This window comes from Micromonospora sp. AMSO1212t (genome assembly GCF_008868145.1).
GTDB classification, from domain to species: Bacteria; Actinomycetota; Actinomycetes; order Mycobacteriales; family Micromonosporaceae; genus Micromonospora; species Micromonospora tulbaghiae.
Map to the genome: position 1 here is coordinate 40,568 of NZ_WBKS01000008.1, position 14,441 is coordinate 55,008.

Here is a 14,441-nt window from a genome sequence, read left to right on the forward strand (position 1 = left end):
TGTTGAGCTCCCATCGGGGTCAGCAGGAGGAGGGGTTGGCGGCGGTGTCGGTGGAGTAGGCGGTGAGCGTGGCGACCTGTGGGACGCCCCGCGCGGAGGTGACCCGCAGCCGCAGCCGGTCGCTGGAGACTGCGGACGACAGCGGCACGATCCGCTTGTAGCCGACCGATCCGGCGGTGGCGACCTGCTGCCAGGTGCCGTTGATCCAGGCGTCCACGGCGAAGCCCTCGATGCGCTGGCCGTTGCCGATCGATTCCTGCACCAGCACCCGGTCGAAGGCGCGCGCCCGGCAGGAGGTCAGCTCGACCGAGCCGGTGGTGGCGTTGTTCGCCGGCGACCAGAACGAGGCCAGCGACGTGTCGGTCAGTGCGGCGGCGGTGCCGGTGGCGTCGGCCCGGGCGAACAGTTCCCTGCCGTAGCGGCCGCGGATCGTGGCGCCGAACGCGTCGAGCGAGGCGACGTCTGCCGTGTCCAGCACGCCGGCCTGGTTGGGCGGCACGTTGAGCAGCAGGTTGGCGTTGCGGCCCACCGCGTTCTCGTAGAGCCGGACCAGGGCGTCGGGCGTCTTGACCGAGCCGTTCTGCGCGGACTTCCAGAACCAGCCGGGCCGGATCGACACGTCGGCCTCGGCCGGGTACCAGGACAGGTAGGTGATGGTGCCGAGGTTGCGCCCGATCAGCGCGCTGGAGCCCAGGTCGGTCGACTGCGGCCCGCCCAGCAGGTCGTCGTCGCGGTTGAGCGCGGCGGGATTGGCGCCCTTGAACGGGAGGGCGCTCCACTCGTCGGCGCGGAAGGCGCCGGACTCCGAGCCGATCCAGCGCACATCCGGCCCGTTGATCGCGATGTTGGCGTTCGGCTGCAGCGACCTGATCAGGTTGTACCAGTCGCCGACCTGGTAGTTCTGCGGGTACGCGGTGTACGGGTTCGCGCCGTCGAACCAGACCTCGGACATCGGGCCGTACTCGGTGAGCAGTTCGTACAGCTGGTTGAGGAAGTAGGCGTTGTAGTCGTCGGCCTGGTAGGTGAAGGTCCGCGCCGGGGTGCGGGTGTCGCCGGCGACCAGCGTCGGGATGGTCACCGAGCGCCGGGCGCTGTTGTTGCCGAACCGGTCGCCGCCGCGCCGGCCGGGGATCTCCGCGCCGTCGGCGGGGGAGAGGTAGAAGCCGACACCGAGGCCGGCCGCGCGGGCGGCGTCGACGGTGGCGCGGAAGATGTCGTCGCGCCACGGGCTGGATCGCACCGAGTGGGTGCTGTACCGCGACGGGTAGAGCAGGAAGCCGTCGTGGTGCTTGACGGTGAGGATGACCTCCTTGAAGCCGTTGCGCTTGAGCACCTGCATCCACTGCGCCGGGTTGACCGTGGCCGGGTTGAACAGGGCCGGGTCCTCGTTGCCGGTGCCCCACTCGACGCCGGTGAAGGTGTTCATGCCGTAGTGCAGGAAGGCGGTCAGTTCCTGCTGCTGCCAGGCGAGCTGGCCGGGGCTCGGCACCACGTGGGCGGCCTTCTGCCGGATCCGCTCCAGCGTGTCGCACCGGTCGACCGGGATGACGGTGGCCGGGGTGACCGGTCCGCTGGTGCCGGGGTCGTTCTCACAGCCGGCCGGCGGCGGGGTGGCGCCGCCGCAGAGCGGCGCGTCGAGCTGGAAGTCTGCGGGGCCGGCCGCGCTGCGCATCGTCGCCAGCGCGATCGCGTCCAGGGTGCCGTGCCAGCCCCGGTTCCTCGTGCCGGCGTCGTTGCCGAACGCCAGCAGGCCCTGCGCGGCGTTGGCCGCGGCGACCGGGGTGGTCACGGCGGTGCCGACGCGGCAGCCGTTCACGTACGCCTCGAGGCGAGCCGAGGCGTCGCTCACGTACTCGTAGGCCAGTGCCACGTGGGTGTTCTGTGTGTCGGACAGGTCCGGCCCGTTCTGCCGGGTGTCGTAGTAGGGCGCGTCCGGTCCGTACATGCCGAACTGGGTGGTGCTCTGCGACCCGTTGGCGTATCGGTAGTAGGCGCCGCCGGCCAGGCTGAGCACCGTGTCGAAGGCCATCGTGGCCCCGGCCCGGCGGCGCACGACCGCCTCGGCCAGCAGGCTCCGGTTCACGTACCTGGCGCTGGTCAGCGCGATGCGCGGGGTGAAGCCGATGCCGGTGCCGCCGCCGGTGAGCGTGACGGCGGAGCCGTCGACGGTCTCGGTGCCGGCCAGCCGGGTGAGCTGCCCGTCGACCAGTTCGCCGGGCGCCGGGGTGTACCCGCTGGCGGTGGTGAACGAGCCGCCGAACCCGACGTTGAGCAGTGGCTGGTATTCGGCCGCGCCGATGCGCCACTGCTGGTTGGTGGCGGTGCCGCAGGACCAGAGGATGAGGCGGGTGTTGTTGGCGGTGCCGCCGCCGTTGGCGTCGAGGCAGGTGCCGGTGGCCTGGTTGCGCAGGGTCCGTGCGGTGGTGTCGTAGGTCCAGCGCTGGTTGGTGGCCGTGCCGCAGGTGCTGATGGTGGCGGCGCCGTTCGCGGCGGTGAGGCACTTGCCGCGGTTGCGGATGGTGGTGTCGGCCATCCGGTTCCAGATCTGATTGACCCCGCCGGAGCAGTCCCACAGGACCAGGACGGTGCCGTCGGTGGTGCTGGAGCCGGGGACGTCGACGCAGCGGCCGCTGCCCACCCCGGTGATCTGTCCGGTGAACGCGGCGGGTTCGGCGGCGGCCGGGGAGGAGGGGGCGACGGCGATGAGGAAGGAAGCGGTCAGGGTCAGGACGGTGGCGCGTGTGATCGATTTCAAGGAGATGCCTCCTACATCAGCCACTGCTGGTTGGCCGCGGTGGTGCACGGCCAGAGAATGAGACGGGTGTTGTTGGCGGTGCCGCCGCCGTTGGCGTCCAGGCAGGTGCCGGTGGCCTGGTTGCGCAGGGTCCGTGCGGTGGTGTCGTAGGTCCAGCGCTGGTTGGTGGCCGTGCCGCAGGTGCTGATGGTGGCGGCGCCGTTCGCGGCGGTGAGGCACTTGCCGCGGTTGCGGATCGTGGTGTCGGACTCGCGGGACCAGATCTGGTTGGCCGCGCCGGAGCAGTCCCACAGGATGAGGGCGGTGCCGTCGGCCGTGGCGGCGCCCGGCACGTCGACGCAGCGGTTGCTGGCGACCCCGGTGATCGTGCCGGTGGCCCCGGTGGACACGGCCTGGTAGCGGCGACCGGCGATGGCCGCGAACGTGATCTGGTTGCCCGAGCGGGTCACCGGCACGGCCTGGCCGGTGCTCAGGTCGATCAGCGTGGCGGTGGACAGGATCGGGTTGCGTACCGTCAGGTTGCCGCTGCGGCCGGCGGTCAGCGTGATCCGGCTGGCCTGCCGGTTGCGCCACTCGGCGTCCACCGTGACGTCGCCCCGCGCCTTCAGGCCGGTGACCGTGCCGGCCGGCCAAGCGGCCGGCACGGCGGGTAGCACGTCGACGACGCCGTGCTGGCTCTGCAGCAGCATCTCGGCCATGCCGGAGGTGGCACCGAAGTTGCCGTCGATCTGGAACGGCGGGTGGGTGTCGAACAGGTTGGCCAGCGTGCTGCCCTTGAGCTGCTCGCTGAGCATCTTGTGGGCGCGGTCGCCGTCCAGCAGCCGGGCCCAGAAATTGATCTTCCAGGCCTTGCTCCAGCCGGTGCCGCCGTCGCCGCGCGCGTTCAGCGAGACCTTGGCGGCCTCGGCGAACGCCGGGGTGGTCAGCGGCGAGATCTGCCGGCCGGGGTGCAGGGCATACAGGTGCGAGATGTGCCGGTGCTGGTTGTTGCGGTCGTCCCAGTCGGTCTTCCACTCCTGCAGCTGGCCCCAGGAACCGATCCGCAGGCCCGGGTCGAGCCGGTCGAGCGTCGACTGCCACTGCTGGCGCAGGGTGGTGTCCACACCGAGCGTCGTGCTGGCCTCGACGACGTTGGTCAGCAGCTCCCACACGATCTGCTCGCTCATCGACGCGCCGGCCGAGAAGTCACCCTGCTCGGGGGAGTAGCTGGGTGAGACGACAAGCCTGTTGTCGCGCGGATCGGTGTGCAGGTTGGCCCGCCAGAACTCGGCCGCCTCCTTCATCGCCGGGTACGCCCGGTCGCGCAGGAACGCGGTATCGCCGGTGAACCGGTAGTGCTCGTAGAGGTGCTGGCACAGCCAGGCGGCCGCCTCCGGGAACCAGAACGCGGTGGCGTAGCTCTCCACGCCGGTGAAGCCGTACGGGTTGGTGCCGAGATGGGTGACCCAGCCGGTGGTGCCGTAGTTCCGCTGCGCGGTGACCCGGCCGGGGGCGCGCAGCGCCTCGATGAAGTCGAACAGCGGCGTCGCGGTCTCCGAGAGGTTGGTGATCTCCGCGGGCCAGTAGTTCATCTGCACGTTGATGTTGGTGTGGTAGTCGGCGTTCCAGGGCGGGCTGTTGGAGTTGTTCCAGATGCCCTGGAGGTTGGCCGGCAGGGAGCCGCCGCGCGACGACGCGATGAGCAGGTAGCGGCCGTAGGAGAAGAACAGCGACTCCAGCGCGCGGTCCTGGGCCCGGCCGGCCGCGCCGGTGTAGGCCGACCGCAGTTCGTCGGTGGGAATGTTCGGCATCTGCCCGCCCACGTTCAGCCGCACCCGGTCGTAGAGGCGGCGGTAGTCGGCCAGGTGCGCGGCGCGTAGCGCGTCCGGGGTGGCGGCCGCGGCCGCGTCGACCGCCTGGGTGACCTGCGTCCGCGGGTCCGCGCCGCGGTAGGAGGGGTAGGCGCCGGCGTACGACGTCCCGGCGGACAGCACGACGAGCGCCGAGTCGGCGCCTGTGACGGTGACCCGGCCGGAGCCGTCGGTCCGGGTGCCGCCGGTCGTCACCACCCGGTACTGGGTCTCGTGGACGAGGCCGTTGCCGAGCGTGCCGCGGATGGTGATCCGGCCGTTCGCCACCGTGACGGAGCTGCCGGCCTGGGCGCTCACCGGCCGTAGGACGAATGAGATCTTCCCGGCCTGGCTGGCCGACAACCGGGAGACGATGACGTTGCCGGGGTAGCTGGCGAAGTACTCGCGGCGGTAGGTCGCACCGCCGTGCGAGTACTCGACGCGGGCGGTCGCATCGGCGAGGTCCAGCTCGCGCCGGTAGCCGCTCACCGTCGCGGGCGTGCCGGTCATGTCGAGGTACATGTCGGCGAGGTTCTGGTACGCGCCGAACGCGGTCGGCTGCTGGCCGAGCGCCGCGGAGACGGCGTTGGGGTCCATCCGGCCGTCCCGGTCGATCTGTGCCTGGACGGCGTCCAGGGCGCCCGGGCGGGGCGTCGTCCAGTTGCCGTGGTCGTACCCGGCGGCACCGGGGCCGCCGGTCCACAACGTCTTCTCGTTGAGCTGCAGACGCTCGGTCTGTACGCCGCCGAAGACCATGGCGCCGAGCGCGCCGTTGCCGATCGGCAGGGCGTTGTTCTCCCAGTTGGCCGCGGGCTCGTCGTACCACAGGGCCTGGCTGGGATCGGCGGCCGCGGCCCGTGCGGGCTGTGGGCGGTCGACCGCCGGCAAGGCGGACAGGGTGACGAGCAGGGTGACGGCGACGGCTCGCGAAACGGTTCGGCTCCCCGCAGGTAGACGCATAAGCCCTCCTCAATGCGTCGCAGTTAACATTGGATGTTTTTTTATGTCAAGACGTCGGAGTATTTTGGCAGCTAAAGCCGCTGAAGGCCGATCCCGCAAGGTCATCAAGGGCAGACGGAGGTCTTGCTCCGAGCGATCGGTGGATGTTAGACATCCGATGTTCGATGCCGAAACGGCAAAACACCCGATGTATTTGGTGGTGTGGTGAAGCTTCTCCGCGTAGGCCCTCCGGGCGAGGAACAGGTCGCCGTGCTGGACGCCGACGACGGCCTCGTCGATATGTCCGATGTGGTCGACGACCTGGATCCGGCGTTCTTCGCGGCCGGCGGCATCGACCGTCTGCGCGAGCGGTTGGCGGGGCGGGCGTCCCGGCCGGCAACGGGGGCACGGATCGGCCCGCCGATCCGGCGCCCCGGAAAGATCGTCTGCATTGGCCTGAACTACCGCGACCACGCCGAGGAGACCGGCGCGGCGCTGCCGGTCGAGCCGGTGGTGTTCCTCAAGGCACCGGACACCGTGGTGGGCCCGGACGACACGGTGCTCGTGCCGCGCGGCAGCAGCTGCACCGACTGGGAGGTCGAGCTCGGCGTGGTGATCGGCCGCCCGGCGCGCTACCTGGAGTCGCACGAGGCCGCGATGGCCTGCGTCGCCGGCTACGTCGTCTCGCACGACGTGTCCGAGCGCGAGTTCCAACTGCACCGCGGCGGTCAATGGGACAAGGGCAAGTCCTGCGAGACGTTCAACCCGATGGGCCCGTGGTTCGTCACGGCCGATGAGATCGCCGACCCGCAGCAGCTCGGCCTGCGGCTATGGGTCAACGGCACGCTGCGCCAGGACGGCAACACCAAGGACATGGTCTTCGGGGTGGCCGAGATCATCCGGTACCTGAGTCACTTCATGACCCTGTACCCGGGCGACCTGATCAACACGGGCACACCCGCCGGGGTGGCGCTCGGCCGGCCCGAGCCGAGGCCCTACCTGCGTCCCGGTGACGTGGTGGAGCTGGAGATCGACGGGCTCGGCCGGCAGCGGCAGACGGTGGGAGCAGCGTGACGATCCCGCGATTCCGGGCCCTGGAGACCCACGACATCCGGTTCCCGACCTCCACGACGCTCGACGGCTCGGACGCCATGAACCCCGACCCCGACTACTCCGCGGCGTACGTGGTGCTGCGCACCGACGCGCCGGACGGGCTGGAGGGCCACGGGTTCGCGTTCACCATCGGGCGCGGCAACGACGTCCAGCGTGCCGCCATCGACGCCCTCGCGCCGTACCTCGTCGACCGCGACGTCAACGACGTGCTCGACGACCTCGGCGGGTTCTGGCGGGAGCTGGTGCACGACTCACAGCTGCGCTGGCTCGGCCCGGAGAAGGGGATCATGCACATGGCAGTCTCCGCGGTGGTCAACGCGCTGTGGGACCTCAAGGCCAAGACGGCCGGCCGGCCGCTGTGGCAGATGCTGGCCGCAATGTCGCCCGAGGACCTGGTCGACCTCGTCGACTTCCGTTACCTGACCGACGCGCTCACCCGGGCCGAGGCGCTGGAGATCCTCCGGCGGCAGGTGCCCGGGCGCGCCGAACGCCGGCGCCTGCTGCTGGCCGAGGGATATCCGGCCTACACCACCTCGCCGGGATGGCTCGGCTACAGCGACGACAAGCTGCGCCGGCTGTGCGCCGAGGCGGTCCGGGACGGCTTCACCCAGATCAAGCTGAAGGTGGGCGCCGACCTGGACGACGATGTGCGCCGGATGCGTATCGCCCGGGAGGTGTGCGGGCCGGACTTCCGGATCGCCGTCGACGCGAACCAGCGCTGGGACGTGGAGTCCGCGGTGACGTGGGTTGCCGCCCTCGCCCCGTACTCGCCCTGGTGGGTGGAGGAGCCGACCAGCCCGGACGACGTCGTGGGACACGCCGAGATCGCCCGCCGGATCGCGCCGGTGCCGGTCGCCACCGGCGAGCACGTCGCCAACCGGGTGATCTTCAAGCAGCTGCTGCAGCTCGGCGGGATGTCCTACCTGCAGCTCGACGCCGCCCGGGTGGCCGGTGTCAACGAGAACATCGCCATCCTGCTGCTGGCCGCCAAGTACGGCGTCCCGGTGTGCCCGCACGCCGGCGGCGTGGGCTTGTGCGAGCTGGTCCAGCACCTGTCGATGTTCGACTACGTCGCGGTCTCCGGCGCCATGGGCGACCGGGTCATCGAGTACGTGGATCATCTGCACGACCACTTCGTCGATCCGGTACGGGTGCGTGACGGCCGCTACCAGGCGCCGCTCCTTCCGGGCTTCAGCGCCACCATGCGACCGGAGACCCTGGCCCGCTACGCGTTCCCCGGCGGTCCGCAGTGGATGGGTGTGGCTCGATGACCGTGCGCGAGTTCGACGGGCTGGTGGCCGTGGTGACCGGCGCCGCCTCCGGCATCGGCGCCGAGACCGCCCGCCTGCTGGCCGAGCGCGGCGCCCGGGTCGCCTGCCTCGACCGGGTGGCCGCGCCGTACCTGCCGTCGTTCGTGGCCGACCTCGCCGACGACGCGGCTGTCCGTACGGCGGTGAACCGGATCGCCGACCGGTTCGGCGGGCTGGACATCGTGGTGAACAACGCCGGCATCGGCGCGGTCGGCACCGTCGCGGACAACGACGACGCCGAATGGCACCGGGTCCTGGACGTCAACGTGGTCGGCGCGGTGCGTGTGACCCGTGCCGCCCTGCCGCACCTGCGCCGGTCCCGGCACGCCGCGGTGGTCAACACCTGCTCGGTCGCCGCGCACGTCGGGCTGCCCGACCGCGCGCTCTACAGCGCGAGCAAGGGCGCCCTGCAGGCGCTGACCCTCGCGATGGCCGCCGACCATGTCCGCGACGGCATCCGAGTCTGCTGCGTCAACCCCGGCACGGTGGACGGCCCCTGGGTGCGCCGCCTGGTGGCCGGGGCTGCCGATCCGGACGCCACGCTGACCGCGTTGCGCGCCCGGCAACCCAACGGACGGCTGGTCACCGCCTCCGAGGTGGCCACCGCGATCGCCTACCTGGCCAGCCCGCTCGCCGGTGCCACCACCGGAACCGTGCTGGCCGTCGACGGCGGCATGCAGCATCTGCGGCTGCCGCCGGCCTCTCTTCCACCCGTCGTCACGCCCGATCCCGAATGAGGAACTCATGAAACGGTCCCTGCGCGCCACGGGCGCCGCCCTGGCCACCGTTGCCCTGCTGACCACCGCCGCGTGCGGCTCCGACTCCCCGGACGCCGCGTCCGGCAACTCGGACAAGCCGCAGATCGGTGTCGACCTGCCCCGGGCCGACTCCGACTTCTGGAACTCCTACGCCAAGTACGTGCCCTCCTTCGCCGAGGAGGTGGGTGCCGACCTGATGGCGCCGACCAACTCGCAGAACGACGTGGCCAAGCTCGTGGCCAACAGCCAGGCCCTGGTCAGCCAGGGCGCCAAGGCGATCGTCATGGCGCCGCAGGACACCGGCGCCATCGCCACCACGCTCACCATGCTGGAACAGAAGAAGATCCCGGTGGTCTCCGTCGACACCCGCCCCGACAAGGGCAAGGTCTTCATGGTGGTGCGCGCCGACAACCGCGCGTACGGGCAGAAGGCGTGCGAGTTCCTCGGCCAGAAGCTCGGCGGCAAGGGCAAGGTCGTCGAGTTCCAGGGAGCCTTGTCTTCGATCAACGGCCGGGACCGCTCCGAGGCCTTCGCCGAATGCATGAAGACGAAGTTCCCAGGCATCACCATCTTCGAAGAGCCCACCGAGTGGGAAGGCACCAAGGCCTCCGCCGCCCTGCAGACCCGGCTCGCCCAACACCCGGACATCAAGGGCATCTACATGCAGGCGGGCGGCGTGTTCCTCGCGCCGACGCTGCAGCTGCTGCGCTCCAAGAACCTGCTCGTGCCGCCGACCGACCCGAAGCACATCTTCATCGTCTCCAACGACGGCATTCCGCAGGAGTTCGAGGCGATCCGCAAGGGTGAGATCGACGCCACCGTCTCGCAGCCCGCCGACCTGTACGCCAAGTACGCGCTGTTCTACGCGAAGGCCGCGATCGACGGCAGGACCTTCCAGCCCGGCCCCACCGACCACGACAGCTCGATCGTCGACGTCGGCAACGGCGTCCTCGAAGACCAGCTCCCCGCCCCGCTCGTCACGGCCGAGAACGTCGACGACGCCGGGCTGTGGGGCAACCAGGTCAGCAAGTGACCCCGGCCGTCGAGGCGACCGGCATCAGCAAGCGGTTCGGCGCCACCGTCGCCCTGGCCGACGCGCAGATCTCCATCGCGCCCGGCTCGACACATGCCCTGGTCGGGCGTAACGGCGCCGGAAAGTCCACCCTGGTGTCCGTCCTGACCGGGCTGCAACGCCCGGACGGCGGCACGCTGCACTTCGACGGCCGGCCGGCGCCTCCGACGGCCGACCGTCGACAGTGGCGGCAGCGCGTCGCCTGCGTGTACCAGAAGAGCACCGTCATCCCGGAGCTCAGCGTCGCGGAGAACCTGTTCCTCAACCGGCACGAGGAGGCCGGACCGCGCGGCCGGGCGCCGTGGATCAACTGGCGTGGCCTGCGCCGGGCGGCCGCCGACCTGCTGGACGAGTTCGAGCTCGCGGTCGACCCGGCCCGGCCCGCCGGCGAGCTCGACGTGGAACAGCAGCAACTCGTGGAGATCGCCCGCGCGCTGTCCACCGGCGCGCGGTTCATCATCCTCGACGAGCCGACCGCCCGGCTGGACGCCAACGCGATCGAGCGGTTGTTCCAGCGGATGCGCGTGCTGTCCGCGACCGGGGTGACACTGCTGTTCATCTCGCATCACCTGCACGAGGTGTTCGATGTCTGCGACACGGTCACCGTGATGCGGGATGCGCGCTGGGTGCTGACTCGGCCGGTCGCCGGGCTGAGCCGCGAGGCGCTGGTCGACGCGATGACCGGCGAGGCGGCCGGCGGCATGGCGCCGGCCGCCCGGCCGCCGGTGCCGGCGGACGCGCCGGTGGCGCTCGAGGTGCGCGATCTCGGCCTGGCCGGTTCCTACTCCGGCGTCCGGCTCGCCGTGCGGTCCGGGGAGCTGGTCGGGGTGACCGGCTCGGGCAGCAGCGGCAAGGTGGCGCTCGCCGAGACGGTGGCCGGCCTGCGCCGGGCGGACACCGGCGAGATCCGGGTCCGGGACCGGGCGGTGCGGCCGGGCGACGTGCCGGCCGCTTGGGCCGCGGGCATCGGGCTGGTGCCGCAGGACCGCCATCGCGAGGGCCTGGTGCCGTTGCTGTCGGTGGCCGAGAACGCCACCATGCCGATCGGCGACCGGCTCGGCCCCGCCTCGGTGATCCTGCCCGCCCGCCGAGACAAGGTGGCGGCGGACATGATCGCGCGGTACGACATCAAGACCAGCGATCCCGGCGAGCCGGTGAGCAACCTGTCCGGCGGCAACGCGCAGAAGGTCGTCCTGGCCCGCGCCCTGTCGACCGGGCCGGACGTGCTCGTGCTCATCTCGCCCACCACTGGGGTGGACGTGCGCTCCAAGGAGACGCTGCTCGACGCGGTGCTGGACGTCGCGACCTCCGGGACCGGCGTCCTGCTGGTCTCCGACGAACTTGACGATCTGCGCTCCTGCGACCGGGTGCTGGTGATGTACCACGGCGAGGTGAGCCGCGAACTGGACCGCGGCTGGGACGACGCGGAGATGGTCGCCGCGATCGAGGGACTGGCCGCAGAGGAAGGAACCCGATGACCGCAATGACGCCGGTGGCTCCGGCACCGGGCCGGGTGGTCCGCATCTCCCGCTTTCGGGACCTGGCGCTGGTACCGGCCATCCTGGTCCTGCTGTTGGTCGGCGCCCTCGTCGACCCCGTCTTCCTCACCCGGGTCAACCTCATCAACGTGCTGCAGCAGCAGACCGAACTGGCCCTGGTCGTACTGGCCGAGGCGATCATCCTGATCAGCGGCAAGTTCGACCTGTCGCTGGAGTCGATCGTCGGTCTGGCGCCCGCGCTGGCTGTGGCTCTGGTCATCCCAGCAGCAAGCAACGGCCTCGGCACCGAGTGGGCCACCGCGCTGGCGGTCCCGCTCTGCCTGCTCGCCGGTGCGGCGGTCGGCGCTTTCAACGGCCTGCTGATCCTGCGCCTGCGATTGTCGGCGTTCATCGTGACGCTCGGCATGCTGATCGTGCTGCGAGGTCTGCAGATCGGCATCACCGGCGGGCAGAACCTGTTCGAGCTGCCGCCATCGGTGCTCTACCTCGGCAACGCCGTGTGGCTGGGCCTGCCGGCCTCCATCTGGCTGGCCGGGCTGCTGTTCGGCGCCGGCATCGCGACCCTGCGCTACCTACGCCAGGGGCGGGCGCTCTACGCGGTCGGCGGCAACGTCGACGCGGCCCGGGCGGCCGGCATCCGTACCGACCGGGTGATCTGGAGCGCCCTGGTGGTGGGCGGGGCGCTCGCCGCCCTCGCCGGCCTGCTGATGACCGGCCGGCTCGGCTCGGTCGCCGCCGCCCAGGGCGACGGCATGATCTTCACGGTGTTCGCCGCGGCGGTCATCGGCGGGATCAGCATGGACGGCGGCAAAGGCACCCTGTTCGGCGCGCTGTGCGGCGTCATCGTCCTCGGCCTGATCAACAACATCCTGACCCTCGCCGGGGTGTCGGCACAATGGATCCAGGCCATCTACGGCCTGATCATCCTGGTGGCGCTGCTGCTGGCCCGGCTCACCACCGGAAAGGCACAGGACTGACGATGGCCGTGGAGATCGCTCTGCACACTGTCCTGAAGCCGGGTGCGCAGGCACGGTACGACGAGGTGCACGCGGTGATCCCGGAAGAGCTGGACCGGGCGCTGCGCGAGGCCGGGGTGCTCGGCTGGCGGATCTGGCGGGACGGGCAGCACCTGTTCCACCTGGTCCGGGTGGAGGACCCGGCGCACATGCGGCGAACGCTGCGCGACCACCCGGCCAACCAGGTCTGGCAACAGCGGATGGCGGAGCTGCTCGAGGTGGCCGACGACTACGACGACGACGGCCGAGGGCTGCCGATGGTCTGGGAGCTGCCGTGACCCGGACCAGCCTCGGCCTCGGCTGCGCCGCGCTCGGCAACCTGTACCGGGCGGTCACCGACGAGGTCGCCGCGGCCACCGTCGAGGCGGCCTGGACGGCCGGCATCCGCTACTTCGACACCGCGCCGCACTACGGGCTCGGACTGTCCGAGCAGAGGCTGGGCCGCGCGCTGCGCGGCCGGCCGCGGGACTTCTACACGGTCAGCACCAAGGTGGGCCGGCTGCTGGTGCCCGATCCGGCCGGCGCCGGCCGCCCGGATCCCGAGGGGTTCGTCGTGCCCGCCACCCACCGGCGGGTCCGCGACTTCAGCCGCGACGGCGTCCGCCGCTCCCTCGACCAGAGCCTGGAGCGGCTCGGGCTCGACCGGGTCGACCTGGTGCTGCTGCACGACCCCGAGGGGCACGACCGGGCGGCGCTGGACGAGGCGTACCCGGCTCTCGCTCAGCTGAGGGCAGCCGGCGTGGTGGGCACGATCGGGGTGGGGTCGAAGGACCCCGGCATCCTGCAGCGGTTCGTCACGCAGACCGACGTGGACACGATCCTGCTGGCCGGCCGGTACACGCTGCTGGAGCAACCGGCTCTGGACGAGTTGCTACCGGCCTGCCTGGACCGGAACGTCCAGGTGATCAACGCCGGGGTGTTCAACAGCGGCCTGCTCGCCGTCGCCGACCCGCACGAGGGCCTGCCGTACGAGTACGGCCCCGCCTCCGACGGCGTGCTGCGGCGAGCGCGGGCGCTGGCCGGCATCTGCACCCGGCACGGCAGCTCGCTGCCCGCGGCGGCGCTCGCCTTCGCCGGCGGCCATCCCGCGGTCGCCTGCGTGCTGCTGGGCGCGCAGACGCCCGAGGAGCTGATCCGCAACGTGGCCCTGTTCCGGTGTCCGCCACCGGCGGCGTTGTGGGCCGACACGGTGGCGGCGGGGCTGGTGCGCGCGGACGCGCCGCTGCCGTCCGCGGATCACGAGGGGGCGCCGGCATGCTGACGGTCGACGCCCACCATCACCTCTGGCAGGTGCCGCAGGCGTACGCCTGGCTGGACGACGACCGGATGCGGATGATCTATCGCCAGTTCACCGTCGCGCAGCTGCAGGCGCAGCTGCGCTCCGCCGGGGTGGGCCGGTCCGTGCTGGTCGAGGGTGGCCGCTGCGACGAGGCCGAGTCCGACGACCTGTTGCGGTGGGCGGTCGAGGCGCCGCAGATCGCCGGCGTCGTGCTCTGGGCCGACCTGGCCGATCCGGCGCTCGCCGGCCGCCTGGCCCGGCACCTGCGGCGGCCCGGCGGTGACCGGGTGGTCGGCGTACGCAGCCAGGTCCAGGGCGAACCGGATCCGGATCACCTCGACCGCCCGGACGTCCGGGCGGGACTGCGGGCGGTCGAGGCTGCGGGACTCGCCTTCGATCTGGTGGTCCGGGTCGACCAGCTGCCGTCCGCCGCCCGGGCGGCCGCCGCGCTGCCGCAGCTGCGCTTCGTGCTGAATCACCTCGGCAAGCCGGAGGTTCGGGCGGGCGCGGCCGGGCTGGCCCGGTGGCGCGGGCCGTTCGCTGCGCTCGCCGAGCAACCCAACGTCGCGGCCAAGGTGTCCGGCCTGGTGACCGAGGCGGACTGGGCCTCGTGGCGCGCCGACGACCTGCGCCCCTTCGCGCGGGAGGCGCTCGAGCGGTTCGGGCCGGACCGGCTCATGTTCGGCTCGGACTGGCCGGTGTGCCTGCTCGCTGCCAGCTACGGCCGGGTCCGGGCCGCACTGCTGCAGGCCGTGGCGCCGTTGTCCGAGGCGGCCCGGACGGCGATTCTCGGCGGCACCGCGGCCCGCGTCTACGGCCTGCGGGTGTGATCCGCGCCATCATGGCGACGCCCGTACCCTGAACTTTTCCG

General features: G+C 71.6%; 11 protein-coding genes. 9 read left to right on the forward strand and 2 right to left on the reverse strand.

Going from position 1 to position 14,441, the window contains the following annotated elements; genetic code table 11:
- Positions 1–19: 19 nt before the first annotated feature.
- Both F8279_RS04015 and F8279_RS04020 read right to left on the reverse strand, forming a co-directional pair.
- Positions 20–2,755, reverse strand: coding sequence for an alpha-L-fucosidase (locus F8279_RS04015; RefSeq protein WP_192580621.1), 2,736 nt, complete (start codon positions 2,753–2,755; stop codon positions 20–22).
- Positions 2,756–2,766: 11 nt separating this feature from the next.
- Complete coding sequence (locus F8279_RS04020) at positions 2,767–5,472, reverse strand: glycoside hydrolase N-terminal domain-containing protein (protein WP_225853118.1); 2,706 nt, start codon at positions 5,470–5,472, stop codon at positions 2,767–2,769.
- A gap of 276 nt (positions 5,473–5,748) precedes the next feature.
- On the opposite strand from F8279_RS04020, the gene F8279_RS04025 reads away from it, so the two are divergent.
- From F8279_RS04025 to F8279_RS04065, 9 genes are read left to right on the forward strand one after another with little or no spacing between them, the layout of a single operon-like run.
- Entirely contained in the window at positions 5,749–6,597 is an 849-nt protein-coding gene (locus F8279_RS04025) for a fumarylacetoacetate hydrolase family protein (protein WP_151499123.1), read from the forward strand.
- On the forward strand, positions 6,594–7,907 hold the full coding sequence (locus F8279_RS04030) for an enolase C-terminal domain-like protein (protein ID WP_225853119.1): 1,314 nt from the start codon (positions 6,594–6,596) through the stop codon (positions 7,905–7,907). The genes F8279_RS04025 and F8279_RS04030 overlap by 4 nt, the downstream gene beginning before the upstream one ends.
- A complete protein-coding gene (locus F8279_RS04035) occupies positions 7,904–8,683 on the forward strand; it encodes an SDR family oxidoreductase (protein ID WP_225853120.1) in 780 nt (259 codons plus the stop codon). Before F8279_RS04030 ends, F8279_RS04035 begins: the two co-directional genes overlap by 4 nt.
- Positions 8,684–8,690: 7 nt before the next feature.
- Entirely contained in the window at positions 8,691–9,737 is a 1,047-nt protein-coding gene (locus F8279_RS04040; RefSeq protein WP_151499124.1) for a sugar ABC transporter substrate-binding protein, read from the forward strand.
- Positions 9,734–11,254, forward strand: coding sequence for a sugar ABC transporter ATP-binding protein (locus F8279_RS04045; protein WP_151499125.1), 1,521 nt, complete (start codon positions 9,734–9,736; stop codon positions 11,252–11,254). Before F8279_RS04040 ends, F8279_RS04045 begins: the two co-directional genes overlap by 4 nt.
- Positions 11,251–12,252 carry an ABC transporter permease gene (locus F8279_RS04050; RefSeq protein ID WP_151499126.1) on the forward strand — a complete coding sequence of 334 codons (1,002 nt, stop codon included), beginning with the start codon at positions 11,251–11,253 and terminating at the stop codon, positions 12,250–12,252. Before F8279_RS04045 ends, F8279_RS04050 begins: the two co-directional genes overlap by 4 nt.
- Positions 12,253–12,254: 2 nt before the next feature.
- Positions 12,255–12,569, forward strand: coding sequence for an L-rhamnose mutarotase (locus tag F8279_RS04055; protein ID WP_151499127.1), 315 nt, complete (start codon positions 12,255–12,257; stop codon positions 12,567–12,569).
- Positions 12,566–13,552: an aldo/keto reductase gene (locus F8279_RS04060; protein WP_225853121.1), complete on the forward strand. Its 987-nt coding sequence runs from the start codon at positions 12,566–12,568 to the stop codon at positions 13,550–13,552. Before F8279_RS04055 ends, F8279_RS04060 begins: the two co-directional genes overlap by 4 nt.
- A complete protein-coding gene (locus tag F8279_RS04065) occupies positions 13,546–14,400 on the forward strand; it encodes an amidohydrolase (RefSeq protein ID WP_192580622.1) in 855 nt (284 codons plus the stop codon). The genes F8279_RS04060 and F8279_RS04065 overlap by 7 nt, the downstream gene beginning before the upstream one ends.
- Positions 14,401–14,441 lie beyond the last annotated feature (41 nt).